A 15,053-nucleotide genomic window follows, 5' to 3' on the forward strand; every position below is an offset into this window, starting at 1 on the left:
TGGTCACTTTGGGTTGGTTTCGCACCTTTTGCGGCATCAGAGTCTCGTCAGCACACGGCTGAGCGTGAGGGAGAGCGCCCGGGGGGACGGATGAATCGTGTACGTGCCGGGAAGATGATGAGATCCGTGGCGGCGCTCACCCTGGCCGCCACGTCGCTGGGAGCCGCAGCGACGACCGGCGCCCAGGCCGCCACCACCAACGAGCCGCTGCCCTGTCCATCACCGGGCCCAACACCGGGCCGGGCCAAGCCGACGGTCGTCCTGGTCCACGGAGCCTGGGCCGAAACGTCGAGCTGGAACGGAGAGGTGGACGCCCTGCGCCGAGCAGGCTACGTCGCGCGCGCCATAGCGAACCCCCTCCAGGGCCTCAACAGCGACGCCGCGGCCGTCGCCGACTTCCTCAAGACCCTGCGCGGCCCGATCGTGCTCGTCGGCCACTCCTACGGGGGCTCGGTGATCACGAACGCCGCCGCGGGCGTTCCCGGCGTCAAGGCGCTGGTGTACGTCGATGCCGCCGCGCCGGACGTCGGGGAGGCCACCGGCAAGCTCAGCGGATCGGGCTCCGCGCTCAACGCGAACCCGGACACCCTCTACGACAAGGTGTCCCGGCCGGGCGCACCTCAGGGAGCGACCGACCTGTACCTCAAGCGGGACACCTTCGTCGGCTCCTTCGGCTCGGACCTGCCGCGGGACACCGCACTGCGCCTGTGGGCGACCCAGCGAGCCGCCTCGACCAGCGCGTTCATGACCCCGTCGGCGGCCGCGGCGTGGAAGTCGATCCCGTCGTGGTATTTCGTCAGCACCGGTGACCGGATCATCACCCCGGCCTCGAAGCTGTCCATGGCCCGCCGGGCGCACTCGACGATCACCCGGTTCGAGGGCGGATCCCACCTCACCCTGATCTCGCACCCGGACGCGGTGACGTCGGTGATCGGATCCGCCATTTGCTCCGTACGGTAGCGCGCACGGCGACAGGCCGCTGCATGGGGCGTTTCAGGCAGAGGGCATCAGGTCGCGGCGGCGCAGGAACGCCAGCCCCGCCGCGGCCAGGATCACCGCCGCCACGGTCAGCCCCAGCAGCGGCACCACCGGCGACGAGGCGCCGCCCAGCAACATCGCCGGCACGTGCACGAACGGCGACAGGTCGAGCACGACCCCGGTGGCCAGCTTGAACTCCGCCAGCAGATCCACGACCAGGAAGAGGCCGAGCACGGTCCAGCTCGCGGGCGCCGCCGACCGGGGCAGCAGGCCGAACAGCAGCGTCGCGATCCCGACCACGATCCAGACCGCGGGCAGGTAGGCCAGCGTGGCCCCGGTGACGCGGGCCACGTCGCCGTCGTAGGCGAGCCCCGCCGCCGCGCCCAGCGCGGCCAGCAGCAGCACCGGGCCCACGACCGCGAACGCCAGGTGGCTCAGCGCCCAGCGCAGCCGGCCGACAGGGGTGGACAGGAGCAGCTCGGCCCGGCCCGCCGCCTCCTCGCCACGGGCGCGGAGCGCCGACACCAGCGCCGCTCCTGTGACGAGCTGGCTGAGCACGTACATCACGAACGTGAAGAACACATCCGACACGCGGGCGCCGGCGCCGCCTATGGTCGCGGCCAGCTCCTGGAACTGCGGCGTGTCCAACTGCGTGTCCAGCCCGCGCGCCGCCACGCCGAGCAGGGCGCCCATCAGGCCGAAACCGATCGCGAAGCCCGCGAGCGGGCCGCGGTGCAGCCGGGCGGCCAGGCCGAACGGGCCCCGCAGCGCCCCGGTGGCGGGTCCGGGGCGCACGGCCACCAGGCCGCCGGCCACGTCACGCCGGATGGACAGCGCGAACGCGGCCGCGGCCAGGGCGGCGACGAACACCGCGATCAGCCCCAGCACCCACCACTGGTCACCGGCGTAGGGTCTGGTCAGCCGGACCCAGCCGAACGGCGTCAGCCACGCGAGCCGGCCGATGCCGCCGGCGTCGGCCAGCGAGCGCAGCGCGAACAGCAGGCCCCCGATGGCGATCGCGATGCCGCGGGCCGCCCCGGATGACGCGGTGAGCTGCGCGGTGACGGCGGCCACGGCCGCGAACGCCCACCCGCCCGCGGCGATGGAGAGCCCGAACAGCAGCGAGGAACCCGCGGGCAGGCCGCCCGCGACCAGAGCGGGCACCGACAGCAGGCCCAGCAGCAGGTTGGCGGCCAGCACGACCGCGAGCGCAGCGGCCAGCGGGGCGTGCCGGCCGATGACGCCCGAGGACAGCAGCTCGCGCCGGCCGGTCTCCTCCTCGACCCGGGTGTGCCTGGTCATCAGCAGGATGCTGACCAGCCCGCCGATCAGTGCGAGGGACGAGCCGAGCGTCCAGGCGGTCAGGCCGCCGACGCTCGCGTCGTAGATGGGGCCGCGCATGGCCAGCTGGGCGGGGTTGCTCACCGAGGCCGCCGCGAAGGCGTCACGGGCGGCCTGTCCGGCGTACAGGTCGGCGGTGGCGGAGGCGATGCTCGCCGGCATCAGCGCGCTGATCGCGATCCACACCGGCAGCAGCACGCGGTCCCGGCGCAGGATGAGCCTGATCAGAACCCAGGTGCCGGTCATCTCGCGGCCCCCTCGTAGTGCCGCAGGAACAGCTCCTCCAGCGTCGGCGGCTGCGTGGTCAGCGTACGTACGCCCGCCCCGGCCAGCTCGGCGAGCACCGCGGTGAGCGCGTCGCCGTCCACCTGGCAGCGCAGCCGGGCGCCGTCCACGGTCAGGTCGTGCACGCCGGGCAGCGTCGCCAGCCCGGGCGCGGGGCCGATCAGCTCGGCCGTCACCGAGGTGCGGGTGAGGTGGCGCAGGTCGGCCAGGCTGCCGGACTCGACGGTACGGCCGGCGCGGATGATGCTGACGCGGTCGCACAGCGTCTCGACCTCCGACAGGATGTGGCTGGACAGCAGCACGGTGCGGCCGGCGCGCTTCTCCCGCAGGACGCACTCGTTGAAGACCGCCTCCATCAGCGGGTCCAGGCCCGAGGTCGGCTCGTCCAGCACCAGCAGTTCCGCGTCGGAGGCGAAGGCGGCCACCAGCGCCACCTTCTGCCGGTTGCCCTTGGAGTAGGTGCGGCACTTCTTGCGCGGGTCGAGCTCGAAGCGCTCCAGCAGCTCGGCCCGCCGCCGGGGGTCGAGGCCGCCGCGTGCCCTGCCCAGCAGGTCGATGACCTCACCGCCGGTCAGCGAGGGCCACAGGGTGACGTCGCCGGGCACGTAGGCGAGCCTTCGGTGCAGCTCTGTGGCGTCGCGCCAGGGGTCGCCGCCGAGTAAGGCGATCCGGCCGCCGTCGGCGCGCATCTGACCGAGCAGGATGCGGATCGTGGTGGTCTTGCCCGCGCCGTTGGGGCCGAGGAAGCCGTGCACCTCGCCCGTCTCGACGGTGAGGTCGAGCCCGTCCAGGGCCCTGGTCCGGCCGAAGGTCTTGACCAGGCCGTCGGCGCGCACCGCGGCGTGCCCTGCTGTGTGCGCTGGGGAGCTCATTGTTGCTCCTCGAACTTCTCCAGGCCCGTCCGCGCCTGGTCGAACACCTCGCGGCCGAGGAATTCCGGTGCGATCAGGTCGAGCTGCGCCTTGCCGACGCGCAGCGCGCCCTGCGGGGCGTAGAGGTCGGTGCCGAGGGCGCGGGAGACGTGCTCGTGCAGCACCGTGATGCCCAGCTTCATCGCCGTCAGCACGGTCGCGCGGGCGCGGTGGTCGGCCTCGGAGTGCCGGCCGCGGGTGAGATGCTCCTCCGTCACGGCGACGAGTTCGTCGAACATGGCGGCGGCCGCGGGAGAGCCGTCCACGAGCGCGCGGCCGAGGTATTTCATCAGGGGTGGCGCGGTGCGGTGGACGTTCTCGATGAATTCGGGCTTGTCGAGGTTGCGGTCGGTGACGCCCACGTCCACCTGCTCGCGCAGGTAGCCGAGGACGTACTCGTCACAAGCCTGTCTCAGCGCTTCCTTGGTGCCGAAGTGATGCTGCACCAGGCCGGGCGAGACTTTCGCCGCCTCGGCTATCCCGCGGATCGTGGTGGCCTTGACTCCCTGCTCGGCGAACAACGCCATCGCGGCGTCGCGAATCCGGGCGCGCGTCGTCAGGTCCTCTTCAGATATAGGTCGCACGTCCAGGATTCTATACAAATGTATTGGATGCCATGCAAGCGTTCAGCGCACGGATCACAACTCCTTCCTGAGCGCCTCGGCGGCACGCCAGCAGTCGTGGTAGGTCGAGTAGAGCGGGGTCGGCGCCAGCCGCAGGATGTCAGGATTGCGGGAGTCGGCGATCACCCCATGGGCCCGGCTCAGCCGCCTGGACAGGCCGTCCGCGTCGGGCACCCGCAGGGACAGCTGGCAGCCGCGGCGCTCCGGGGCGCGCGGGGTGACCACGGTGCACCAGCCGTCGAGCAGGCTCTCCAGATAGGCGGTCAGGCGGACGCTGCGGGCGCGCAGCTCGGTCATGCCGATCCGGTCGAAGAGCTCGAGCGAGGTACGGACCGGGCTCATCGCGTAGATGGGCGGGTTGGAGATCTGCCAGGCGTCGGCGCTCTTGGGGGGCGCGCAGACGGGGTCCATGCGGAAGCGCGTGTCCGGCTCGGTGCTCCACCAGCCCTCGAAGCGCTGGATCGAGGGGTCGTCGAGGTGGCGCTGGTGGACGAAGACGCCGCCGAGGGCGCCGGGCCCGGAGTTGAGGTACTTGTAGGTGCACCAGGCCCCGAAGTCGGGGCCCCATTCGTGCAGTTCGAGGGGGACGTTCCCGGCGGCGTGCGCCAGGTCCCAGCCGACCTTCGCGCCCGCGGCGTGGCCGGCCCGGGTGATCCGCGGGATGTCCAGCAGTTCGCCGGTCAGGTAGTTGACCCCGCCGAGCAGGACGAGCGCGACCTTGTCGCCTTCGGCGGCGAGGTAGGCCGGCGGGTCCGCCGTCGCGATCACGTCGGCGTCCGGGTCGAGGCCGTGGAAGCGTACGTGGCTGCGGACCGCGTAACGGTCGGAGGGGAACGCGGACTCCTCGATCAGGATGCGGGTGCGCTCGCCGCGCGGCCGGTAGAAGGAGACCATCAGCAGGTGCAGGTTGACGGTCAGCGTGTTCATGACGACCGTCTCCTCGGGCAGCGCGCCGACCAGCCGGGCGGCGGGCTCGGTGAGGAGCTCGTTGTAGCGCACCCAGGGGCGGCCGCCGTCCATGTGGCCCTCGACGCCGAGCGTGGCCCAGCTGTCCAGGTCGCTCAGGAGCTCGTCGCGGGTGGCCCGGGGCTGCAGCCCGAGCGAGTTCCCGGCGAAGTAGGCGCACTCCGCGTAGTTCCCGCCCTGGGCGGGCGGGATCAGGAACAAGGAGCGATGTCCGGGGTCTTCGGCGTCCCGCCGCCGCGCGTCGTCTTCAGACATGGTGCGTCTCCTCACATGTGGGTACGGGCGGACCAGAGCTCGGGGAAGACCACCCTGGCCATGCTGCGCTCCAGCCAGGCCAGGCCGTTGGAGCCACCGCTGCCCGGTTTGGCGCCCATCGACCTGCGCACCGCCGCCACATGGGCGTATCGCCAGTCCCCGAACCGCTCGGAGACCTCGGCCAGCGCGTCGCCGAGCGCCCGCAGGCCACCCGGCGCGTCGTCGCGGTAGACCTCCACCCAGGCGCGCTCGACCGCCTCGTCCGGCTCGTACTCGGTGCCGAAGTCCCGGTCGAGCACGGTGTCCGGGAGGTCGTGGCCGTGCCGGGCGAGCAGCGCGGTGGCGGCGTCCCAGACGCTCGGCTCGGCGAACGCACGGTGCAGGCGCTCGCTCATCGCCGCGCCCTTGAACGGCCGCAGCAGCGCCTCGTTCTTCAACCCCAGCCTGAACTCCACCAGCCGGTACATGCCCGACTGCAGCCCCGACGCCTCCCCGAGCAGGTCACGGAACCTGTTGAAGTCCGCGGGCGTCATCCAGCGCAGGCCGTTCCAGCTGGCGTTCAGGCCCTCCAGGTGCAGGGCCGTACGGCGCAGCGCCCCGACCGCGTCCGGCACCCGGTCGGCCCGCAGCGACTCCCGGACGGAGAGCAGCTCGTAGGCGATGAGCTTGAAGTAGAGCTCCATCACCTGGGTGATCACCAGGAACGACATCTCGCCCGGAGCGTCGCTCAGCGGCCGCTGCAGGTCGTGCAAGATGTCGGTACGGACGTAGGCGTCGTAGGGGATCTCCCGCTCAAATTCCAGGGTCGGCAGCCCGCCGCTCGCCCTGGCCCGCTCGGCCCGCTCTCCGGCCGAGCTCGGACGCACCCGTCCTGTCGTTTCCATGTGTGCCGCACTCCCTTCGCTCATCGGCACCTCATGATGGTGCGGTGCTACGGCCGGGAGGAATGCCAGTTCAACGGCCTTTCTCGCGAAGAGCCTCATGTCTGGTATCTATTTCGGTCATACCATTTTCAAGTGAAAGGTGGCCCTGGTGGACGCCATGGACTGGGAGCTGCTGCGTGAGCTCCAGGAGAACGCCCGGCTCTCCTTCAACGAGCTGTCGCGCCGGGTCCACCTGTCACCGCCCGCGGTGGCCGAGCGGGTCCGCCGCCTGGAGGAGACCGGGGTGATCACCGGCTATCACGCCACGGTGGATCCGGCCCGGGTCGGCTGGGCGGTGTCCGCGTTCGTACAGCTGACCTGCTACGGGCCGACCTGCGTGCTGCGCGATCCGGAGGTGCCGGCCTGGCCGGAGATCCGGGAGATCCACCGGGTCACCGGTGACGTGTGCAGCATCCTCAAGATCGCCGTGCCGTCGATGGCGGCGTTCGAGGCCCTGATCGATCGCCTGGCGGTCTACGGGAAGCCGTCGAGCACCATGATCTTCTCGAGCCCCCTCGCCCACAGGCCGGTCACCGCGGCACCCACCCACTGAACGACGGCTACAGGTCGACGCTGAGCCCCAGCCCGCGCTCGCGGGCCACCCTGTAGGCCACCGATGCCGCCGCGACGTCGAGCGCGGCGTGCCCGGTGGACTTGAACAGCGTCAGCTCCTCGGCCGAGCGCCGCCCCGGATGCGCGCCGTCGAGCACGGCGCCGATCAGGCGGGCGTCGGCCGGGTCGGCGGCCTGCAGCTCCCAGGCGCCGGCCGGCGGCGGCTCGGTCACGGCGCCCCGCCACTCCACGAACAGCGACGCCGCCCGCAGGGTGTCGTCGCCGAACTCCGGCCCGTCGGAGCCACCCACCGAGCTGAGGTGCGCGCCACCGCCGAGCCAGGACCGGCGAACCACCGGCTCCCGGCTCGAGGTGCAGCAGAAGACGACGTCCGCGCCCCTGACCGCCTCTTCGACAGTGGTCGCGCTCCCGGAGGGCAGCCCCGCGACGAGGCGCTCCGCGGCGCCGCGGTCACGCGCTCCGACCACCGGCCGCACGGAGTCCAGCGCCGGGTCCAGGGCCGAGTCCAGGGCCGCGATGAGGCCGAGCTGGGCGCGGGCCTGCGTCCCGGTGCCGATCACGGCGACGCGGCGGGCCCCGGGCCGCGCGAGCGCGATCATGGCGGCGGTAGCGGTGGCCGCCGTGCGCAGCGCGGTGATCGTCTCGGCGTCCATGACCGCCAGCGGTCGGCCGTTCTCCTCGTCGAAGTAGGCGACGATGCCGCGGTGGGCGCCGTGCCCGCCCGCCGTGACGGCGGAGAAGACGGTCACGAGCTTGGCGGCCAGCCCGAGCTGCGGCACGTAGCCCGGCATTGCGCCCAGCAGCCCGTGCGGCGATCGGGCCGCGACGCGGGGCGGGGCGGAGGCGTCGCCGCGGCTGATGGCGACAAGAGCGGTGCGCACCGCCGCGAGGAGCGCGTCAGCCGGCAGGGCCGCCCTGGTCTGATCCCGGTCGAGGACGAGAACTCCGCTCACTGCGGTGTCAATCAAGGTCGACTCCGGGTGTCGTCGTGCCGCTCAGGGTGCCTTGCAGCTCGTCCGTGGCGGCGGTGAGGCTGTCTTTCAGCTTCGCCAGGGTGGCGTCGTCGAATTCGCTGTCGAGACCGACGATCGTCAGGGCGCAGATCGGGCGCCCGTTGCCGGTGAGCACCGCGCGGCTCAGCGAGGCGATCACTTCCTCGTTGCGCCCGCGCTCCAGCGCGAAGCCGGTGCGCCGGGTCAGGTCGATGTCCTTCAGCAGCTCGGCCCTGGCGACCGCGGGGCCGCCCTGCTGCTCGGCGACGCGCAGGTAAGGGACCTGCGCGGTGTCGTCCAGCGCGGAGACCAGCGCCATGGGGCCGGCGAACTTGTGGATGGGCAGCAGCTCCCCCAGCAGGTCGGTGATCATCGCCAGCCGCGGTGGCCGCACGACGTCGATCACCCGCGCCCCCTCGGGCTCCAGGACCTGCAGGTTCACCATCATCGCCGTCTGGTCGGACAGCGCCTGGAGCACCGGCCTGCTCAGGACCACGAGCGAGTTGGCGGTCGCGGCCTGGGAGAACTGCAGGACGATCGTCCCGGGCAGGTAGTGATCCTGGCTGCGCATGATCCAGCCGCGGCGGACCAGGTCGACCAGGATGCGGTAGGCGGTGGCGCGGTGCATCCCCGCCAGGTTCGCCACCTCACTGAGGCGCAGCGGGCGGTTCGCCTGGACGACGGCCTCGATGAGGTCCAGGGCTTTGTCCACGGCAGAGCTGGCCGGTCTGGGCAAGGTCCCCCTCCACGGTCGTCGACGCCATCATTCCACGCTTGACGCATGTTATCAGACGTTGCTAGTGTTGCAACACTTGTTACGCTGTATGTAACAGATCGAGTCGAGACTCCCCCTCGACGAAGCTCTGGAACGGAGACCGAGCGACCCCCATGACCGACAGAGACGAACGACCGGTCGCGGGCAACGACCCGGCGCCCACCCCCTTCGCGCCCGCCGCGCCAGGAGAGGTGACGGTCTACCGCGACGCGTCGTTGATCGACGGGACCGGTGCGCCCGTCCGCCGCGGGATGGCGGTGGTGACCGACGGGCCGATGATCAAGGCGGTCCTGCCGGACGCCGAGCTGGGCTCGTCGGACCTGGACGGCGCCGAGGTCGTCGACGTGGCGGGGGCGTTCCTGTTGCCCGGCCTCATCGACACCCACCAGCACCTGTCCACCCCGCCCAACCGCGAGTGGGCCGAGGAGATGATGCGCCGCCAGCTGTACGGCGGCGTCACCGCGATCCGCGAGATGGCCGGCGACCTGCGGCAGATGGCGGACCTGGAGCGCGCCGCGCTGGTCGGCGAGATCCCCGGCCCCGACGTCCACAACGCCGCGCTGATGGCCGGCCCGAGCTTCTTCGACGACCCCCGCACGTGGCAGGTGACCCAGGGCACGACGCCCGGCACCGCACCGTGGATGCAGGCGATCGACGAGAACACCGACCTGACACTGGCCGTCGCGCGGGCACGGGGCACCGGAGCCGTGGCCGTCAAGGTCTACGCCGACCTCGACGGTCCGACGATCGCCCGGATCACCGCCGAGGCGCACCGGCAGGGCATGCGGGTGTGGGCGCACGCGTCGGTGTTCCCCGCCCTGCCGGGTGACGTCGTGGCGGCCGGCGTGGACGTGGTGTCACACGTCCACATGCTCGCCTACCAGCTCGCGGGCGTACGGCCCGCGACGTACCGGGGACAGCGCGCCCACCTCCCGGAGGCCTACGAGCGCTTCCTGGACGCGCCGGTGGACGCCATCGACGCGCTGCTCGGCGACATGCGGCGGCGCGGCACCATCCTCGACGCCACGGCGAGCGTGGTGGCCAGGATCCCGCTCAGCCCGCCCGGCGCGGCCAGGACGGCGCAGGACGTGCTGCGGCGGCTGATCGACCGCGCCCGGCACGTGGGCGTGGAGATCTGCGCCGGCACCGACTACGAGACCCCGCCGGGCGACCCCTACCCCTCGCTCCACGACGAGCTCGACCACCTCGTCCACGCGATGGGCCTGCCGCCCCGGGAGGCGGTCCGCGCGGCCACCCTCGCGGGGGCGGCCGCCCTGGGGCAGCGCGCCACGACGGGCAGCGTCGAGGCCGGCAAGCTGGCCAACCTGCTCGTCGTCGCCGCCGACCCGTACGAGGACATCGGCCACCTGCGCCAGATCGTCACGACGGTCAAGCGCGGCCGGCGCCACGACCGGGCCGACTACGAGCGGGCCGACCACGAGCGGGCCCGCGCCGCAGGCATCGAGGAAGGGGCACCGGCATGACCGCCGACATCTCCGGTCACATCGTCGTCAACGCGCTCGGCGTGCTGGACAACCCGAACGCCGAGGCCGCCGGCACGCTCGTGCAGACCAGCGACCGGCTGACCATCGACGAGCGCACGCTGGCCGACGCGCACGCCTCGGGCGTGACCGCGATCAACGTCACCCTGGGCTACACGATGGGCGACTTCCCGCCCTATCAGCACACCCTGCGGGAGATCGAGACCTGGGACGCGATCATCCGCGCCCACCACGAGCACCTGGTGCGCGTCGACACGGCCGAGGACATCGCCGAGGCCAAGCGCACCGGCAAGATCGGCATCATCTACGGCTTCCAGAACGCCGCCGCGGTCGAGGACCGGCCCGAACGCGTCGCCACCTTCGCCCGCCTGGGCGTCCGGGTCATCCAGCTGACCTACAACCAGGCGAACCAGGTCGGCGACGGCTCGATGGCGCCGGGCAACCGGGGCCTGACACCGCTCGGGCGGGAGGTCGTGGCGGCGCTCAACGAGCAGCGCGTCATGGTCGACCTGTCGCACAGCGGCGAGCGGACCTGCCTGGAGGCCGCGCGCGCGTCCGGTCAGCCCGTCTCGATCAACCACACGGGCTGCCGGGCGCTGGTCGACCTGCCGCGCAACAAGACCGACGAGGAGCTGCGGCTGGTCGCCTCGCGAGGCGGTTTCGTCGGCATCTATTTCATGCCGTTCCTCAACGCCTCCGGGCACGCCCGCGCCTCTGACGTGGTGGAGCACATCGTCCACGCCGTCAACGTGTGCGGCGAGGACCACGTGGGCATCGGCACCGACGGCACGATCACCGCCATCGACGACCTCGACGCCTACCGGGACCGGCTCGCCGAGCACGTGGCGCTGCGCCGGCAGGCCGGGGCCTCCGCGGCCGGGGAGCGCAGCGACACCTTCCCGTTCGTCGTCGACCTGCGCGGGGTCGACCAGTTCCGGGAGCTGGCGCGCCTGCTGGAGGAGCGCGGCTATTCGTCGGCCAGGATCGAGAAGATCCTCGGCCTCAACTTCTACACCTACGCAAAGGCGGTCTGGGGCGACTGACGGCCGCCGAGCCGTGACGTTTCCCCCCGCATACGGCAACAGGAGCGGGCGACGTGGACATCTACCGATTCACCGGATTTCGAGCCGCAGTGAGGCGGCCATGAGCGGCGTCCGCGGCCGGCGCGCGCTCATCGCGGCGACGCTGGCCACCCTCCTGCCGCTCGCGGCGTGCAGCGGTGGCAGCGGCAGTGGCGGCGCCGAGGGCACGGGCGGCGACCAGGCCGCCCGCAAGTCCGGGTCCCAGACCTTCGGCGAGCTGCCGGCGGAGTCGGGCACGCCCAAGGACGGCGGCACCATCGACATCGCGCAGCAGCCCGGAGCCGGGCCCTACTACATGCTGCCGATCGTGCCCGGCGCGTTCAACTCCACCTACGTGACCTACCAGTTCCAGCGGCTCATGTACCGGCCGCTCTACTGGTTCCCCGAAGGCGCCAGCCCCAAGGTCAACCCGGCGCTCAGCCTGGCCGAGCCGCCGGAGTTCTCCGACGGCAACAAGACGGTGACCATCAAGCTGAAGCCGGGCTACAGCTGGTCCGACGGCTCCCCGGTCGAGGCCGGCGACGTGGTCTTCTTCATCGACCTGCTCAAGGCCGCGCTGAGGAAGAACGCCGCCAACTGGGGCGGCTACACGCCCGGCCAGTTCCCCGACAACGTCACCAGCGCGAAGGCGACCTCGGCGGACACCGTGACGCTGAAGCTGGAGGAGGCCTACAACCCCGAGTGGTTCACCGCCGACGAGCTGACCTCGGTCGTGCCGCTGCCGGCCAAGCAGTGGGCCAGGGCGTCGGCCGGCGGGCCGATCCTCGATGCCAGTGAGCCGAAGAACGCCGAGGCGATCTACACCTTCCTCGACAAGGCCTCCCGGGACCCGGCCGGCTTCGCCACGAACCCGCTCTGGCAGACGGTGAACGGCCCGTACCGGCTGAGCGCCTTCGACGTGACCACGAACTTCTACGCGATGAGCGCCAACGAGGCGTACTCCGGCCCGCAGAAGCCCCGCATCAAGACGCTGAACTTCCGGCCGTTCACCTCCGAGACCGCGAAGTTCAACCAGCTCCTGAGCGGCAACCTGACGATGGCCACGGTGGACCAGGGCCACGTGGGGCAGGTGAAGGCGCTCAAGGCCGCCGGCTATCACGTCTACGGCGCGCCCCGCCTGGGCTTCAACTTCATCATGCTCAACTTCAAGGACACGACCGACAACGTCGACAAGATCCTCGGTCAGCGCTACGTCAGGCAGGCGCTGCAGCACCTCATCGACCAGCCCGGTTACATCGCCAGCAAGGGCATGTACAACGGCGCGGCCGCGGAAAGCTACGGCACGGCGCCGGCGAGCTCGCCGTACGCGCCGAAGAACGTCGCCACCGCGCCGTACCCCTACGACCCGGCCGCCGCGCGCAAGCTGCTGGAGGATCACGGGTGGAAGGTCGTGCCGAACGGCGCCACGACGTGCGAGCGTCCCGGCACCGGGCCGTCGGAGTGCGGCGAGGGGATCCCGCAGGGCCAGACGATCAGGTTCAACCTCTTCTACCGCAGCGAGCCGCAGCTGCACAGCGCGGTCAGCACGGCGTTCTCCTCGGAGGCCCGCAAGCTGGGCATCGAGATCGCGGTCGCGCCGAAGACGTTCAGCTTCCTGATCCAGAACTACAACGTGCCGGCGGCGCCCTCGAAGGCCGGTGAGTGGGCCATGTCGACCTGGGGCGGCTTCAGCACCACCCCGTACCCGACCATGACCGGCACCTTCGACTCCAAGGGCTCGGGCAACGTGGGCGCCTACAACGACCCCGAGACCGACGAGCTGATCCGCGCCTCGGTGCACGGCGAGGACCGCCAGGCCGTCCAGGCCGAGATGGAGCGGTTGCGGACCGAGCTGCCCGTGCTCTGGCTGCCGACCGCCCACACCATCTGGGCCTGGAAGGACACGCTGTCCGGCCCGCAGGAGACCTTCGCCGCCCTGCCCACCACGGTGCTGACGCCGGAGTACTGGTACCTGCGCTAGCACCACAGAACGACAGGAAGGAGGGGCAGCGTGATCCAGTTCGTGCTGCGCCGGCTGGCGACGTCGGCCATCGTGGTCCTGGGCGTCTCGGTGATCACCTTCATCATGCTGCACGGGATGTCCGGCTCACCCGGCCGCGCGATCCTCGGCGTGCAGGCCAGCGCGGAAGCGGTGGCCGCCTTCGACCGGGAGCACGGCTACGACCGGTCGCTGTTCGTGCAGTATTTCACCTACCTGGGCCGGCTCCTGGAGGGTGACCTCGGTTACTCCTACAAGCTGAACCAGAGCGTGAACGCGCTGCTGGCCGAGAACGCCGGCCGGACCGCGATGCTGGCCGGCGTGGCCCTCGTCCTGGCCATCGCCATCGCGGTGCCGCTGGGCGTCTTCCAGGCGGTCAAGCGCAACAGCATCGGCGACAACGTGCTGACCACGCTCACCTTCATCGCCTACTCGATGCCCGTCTTCCTGCTGGCGATGCTGCTGATCCAGGTCTTCGCGCTGGGGCTGGGCGTCCTGCCCGCGCAGGCCTCGCAGTCGAGCTCCACGTTCGTGATCTTCACCGAGCCCCGCGCCATGCTGCTGCCGGTGCTGACGCTGACCGGCATCACGGTCGCGCTGTACTCCCGGTACCAGCGCTCCGCGGCGCTGGACCAGCTCGCGCAGGACTACATCAGGGTGGCGCGGGCGAAAGGACTGTCGATGCGCCTGGTCCTGACCCGTCACCTGCTGCGCAACGCCTGCCTGCCGCTGGTGACCCTGATCGGCATGACGATCCCGCTGTTGCTCGCGGGCAACCTCGTGGTCGAGTCGGTCTTCAACTACCCGGGCCTGGGGCTGCTGTTCTTCAACGCCCTGAACAACCAGGACTATCCGGTCCTGCTCGGCTACACCCTGGTCGCCGCCACCCTGACCGTCCTGGGCAACCTCCTGGCCGACCTGCTCGTGGCGGTCAGCGACCCGAGGACACAACGCGCATGACCGACACAGCACCACACACAGCACCACACACGGCACCCCCTCGGGTCACCAGCGGATGGCGCCTCGCCCTGCGCTCCTTCGCGCAGAACCGGCTCGCCGTCATCGGCGTGGGCATCATCGTCCTGCTCGCCCTGTTCTGCTTCGCCGGCCCCCACCTGTACGTCACCGAGCAGATCGCCGTCGACCCGGTCAGCAGCCTGCTGCCGCCGGACGCCGTCCATCCCCTCGGCACCGACGCGCAGGGCTTCGACGTGCTCGGGCGGATCATGCTGGGCGGCCAGGCGTCGCTGCAGATCGGGCTGTTCGCGGCGCTCATCGCCACGGCGTTCGGCACGCTGTACGGGACGGTCGCGGGCCTGGCCGGCGGCATCGTGGACGGCATCATGATGCGCGTGGTCGACACGCTGCTGTCGATCCCCTTCCTGTTCATCGTGCTCATCGCCGCGACGCAGTTCAGCTCCTCGGTCCTGTCGCTCAGCCTGATCCTGGGGGCGTTCTCCTGGCTCGCCCCAGCCCGGCTGGTCAGAGCCGAGGTCCTCTCCCTGCGCTCGCGCGGGTTCGTCGCGGCCGCGACCGTGATGGGGGCGACGAAGCCGCGGATCATCGCCCGGCACCTGATCCCGAACGCGCTGGGCGTCGTGATCGTGAACATCACCTTTCAGGTCGCCGACGCGATCATCGCGGTCTCGCTGCTGGGCTTCCTCGGGTTCGGGCTCAACTATCCCGACGTCGAATGGGGCACGCAGCTCTCCGACGGGGTGAGCCACCTGTTCGAGGGCGCCTGGTGGCTGATCTACCCGGTCGGGGGCTGCCTGGTCCTGATCGTCATGGCGTTCAACTTCGTCGGGGACGCGCTGCGCGACTCGATCGACGTACGGCTGAGGCGGCGCTGATGGCCGCCCGCACGGA

Annotated in this window: 14 protein-coding genes; 7 read left to right on the plus strand and 7 right to left on the minus strand. The window is 71.3% G+C overall.

Annotated elements, in window-relative coordinates; genetic code table 11:
• Positions 1–126: 126 nt before the first annotated feature.
• Complete coding sequence (locus AB0J69_RS18155; protein ID WP_364118208.1) at positions 127–960, plus strand: alpha/beta hydrolase; 834 nt, start codon at positions 127–129, stop codon at positions 958–960.
• A 33-nt stretch (positions 961–993) separates the two neighbouring features.
• Here AB0J69_RS18155 and AB0J69_RS18160 read toward each other — a convergent pair whose 3' ends face one another.
• From AB0J69_RS18160 to AB0J69_RS18180, 5 genes are read right to left on the minus strand one after another with little or no spacing between them, the layout of a single operon-like run.
• The gene (locus AB0J69_RS18160) at positions 994–2,565 is read right to left on the minus strand and encodes an ABC transporter permease (RefSeq protein ID WP_364118210.1); all 1,572 of its coding nucleotides are present in this window, start codon (positions 2,563–2,565) and stop codon (positions 994–996) included.
• On the minus strand, positions 2,562–3,476 hold the full coding sequence (locus AB0J69_RS18165) for an ABC transporter ATP-binding protein (protein ID WP_364118212.1): 915 nt from the start codon (positions 3,474–3,476) through the stop codon (positions 2,562–2,564). Before AB0J69_RS18165 ends, AB0J69_RS18160 begins: the two co-directional genes overlap by 4 nt.
• On the minus strand, positions 3,473–4,099 hold the full coding sequence (locus AB0J69_RS18170) for a TetR/AcrR family transcriptional regulator (protein ID WP_364118213.1): 627 nt from the start codon (positions 4,097–4,099) through the stop codon (positions 3,473–3,475). The genes AB0J69_RS18165 and AB0J69_RS18170 overlap by 4 nt, the downstream gene beginning before the upstream one ends.
• 54 nt (positions 4,100–4,153) lie before the next feature.
• A complete protein-coding gene (kynU, locus tag AB0J69_RS18175) occupies positions 4,154–5,359 on the minus strand; it encodes a kynureninase (protein ID WP_364118215.1) in 1,206 nt (401 codons plus the stop codon).
• An 11-nt stretch (positions 5,360–5,370) separates the two neighbouring features.
• Complete coding sequence (locus tag AB0J69_RS18180; protein ID WP_364118217.1) at positions 5,371–6,243, minus strand: tryptophan 2,3-dioxygenase family protein; 873 nt, start codon at positions 6,241–6,243, stop codon at positions 5,371–5,373.
• A 157-nt stretch (positions 6,244–6,400) separates the two neighbouring features.
• Here AB0J69_RS18180 and AB0J69_RS18185 point away from each other — a divergent pair, with 157 nt between their 5' ends.
• A complete protein-coding gene (locus AB0J69_RS18185) occupies positions 6,401–6,835 on the plus strand; it encodes an Lrp/AsnC family transcriptional regulator (protein ID WP_364118372.1) in 435 nt (144 codons plus the stop codon).
• Between the two features lie 7 nt (positions 6,836–6,842).
• On the opposite strand, the gene AB0J69_RS18190 is transcribed toward AB0J69_RS18185, so the two are convergent.
• Both AB0J69_RS18190 and AB0J69_RS18195 read right to left on the minus strand, forming a co-directional pair.
• Positions 6,843–7,823, minus strand: a complete 981-nt coding sequence (locus tag AB0J69_RS18190; protein WP_364118219.1) for a hypothetical protein — start codon at positions 7,821–7,823, stop codon at positions 6,843–6,845.
• On the minus strand, positions 7,816–8,583 hold the full coding sequence (locus AB0J69_RS18195) for an IclR family transcriptional regulator (protein WP_364118221.1): 768 nt from the start codon (positions 8,581–8,583) through the stop codon (positions 7,816–7,818). The genes AB0J69_RS18190 and AB0J69_RS18195 overlap by 8 nt, the downstream gene beginning before the upstream one ends.
• Positions 8,584–8,735: 152 nt before the next feature.
• Here AB0J69_RS18195 and AB0J69_RS18200 point away from each other — a divergent pair, with 152 nt between their 5' ends.
• The 5 genes from AB0J69_RS18200 (at position 8,736) to AB0J69_RS18220 (ending at position 15,037) form a co-directional block, all read left to right on the plus strand.
• Positions 8,736–10,106, plus strand: a complete 1,371-nt coding sequence (locus tag AB0J69_RS18200; RefSeq protein ID WP_364118223.1) for an amidohydrolase family protein — start codon at positions 8,736–8,738, stop codon at positions 10,104–10,106.
• Entirely contained in the window at positions 10,103–11,167 is a 1,065-nt protein-coding gene (locus AB0J69_RS18205; RefSeq protein WP_364118225.1) for a membrane dipeptidase, read from the plus strand. The genes AB0J69_RS18200 and AB0J69_RS18205 overlap by 4 nt, the downstream gene beginning before the upstream one ends.
• 100 nt (positions 11,168–11,267) lie before the next feature.
• Positions 11,268–13,166, plus strand: coding sequence for an ABC transporter substrate-binding protein (locus tag AB0J69_RS18210; protein WP_364118226.1), 1,899 nt, complete (start codon positions 11,268–11,270; stop codon positions 13,164–13,166).
• Between the two features lie 30 nt (positions 13,167–13,196).
• A complete protein-coding gene (locus AB0J69_RS18215; RefSeq protein ID WP_364118228.1) occupies positions 13,197–14,144 on the plus strand; it encodes an ABC transporter permease in 948 nt (315 codons plus the stop codon).
• A complete protein-coding gene (locus tag AB0J69_RS18220; RefSeq protein ID WP_364118230.1) occupies positions 14,141–15,037 on the plus strand; it encodes an ABC transporter permease in 897 nt (298 codons plus the stop codon). Before AB0J69_RS18215 ends, AB0J69_RS18220 begins: the two co-directional genes overlap by 4 nt.
• The last annotated feature ends 16 nt before the right edge of the window (positions 15,038–15,053 follow it).

The sequence above is a fragment of the Nonomuraea sp. NPDC049709 genome, assembly GCF_040674815.1.
Classification (GTDB): Bacteria; Actinomycetota; Actinomycetes; order Streptosporangiales; family Streptosporangiaceae; genus Nonomuraea.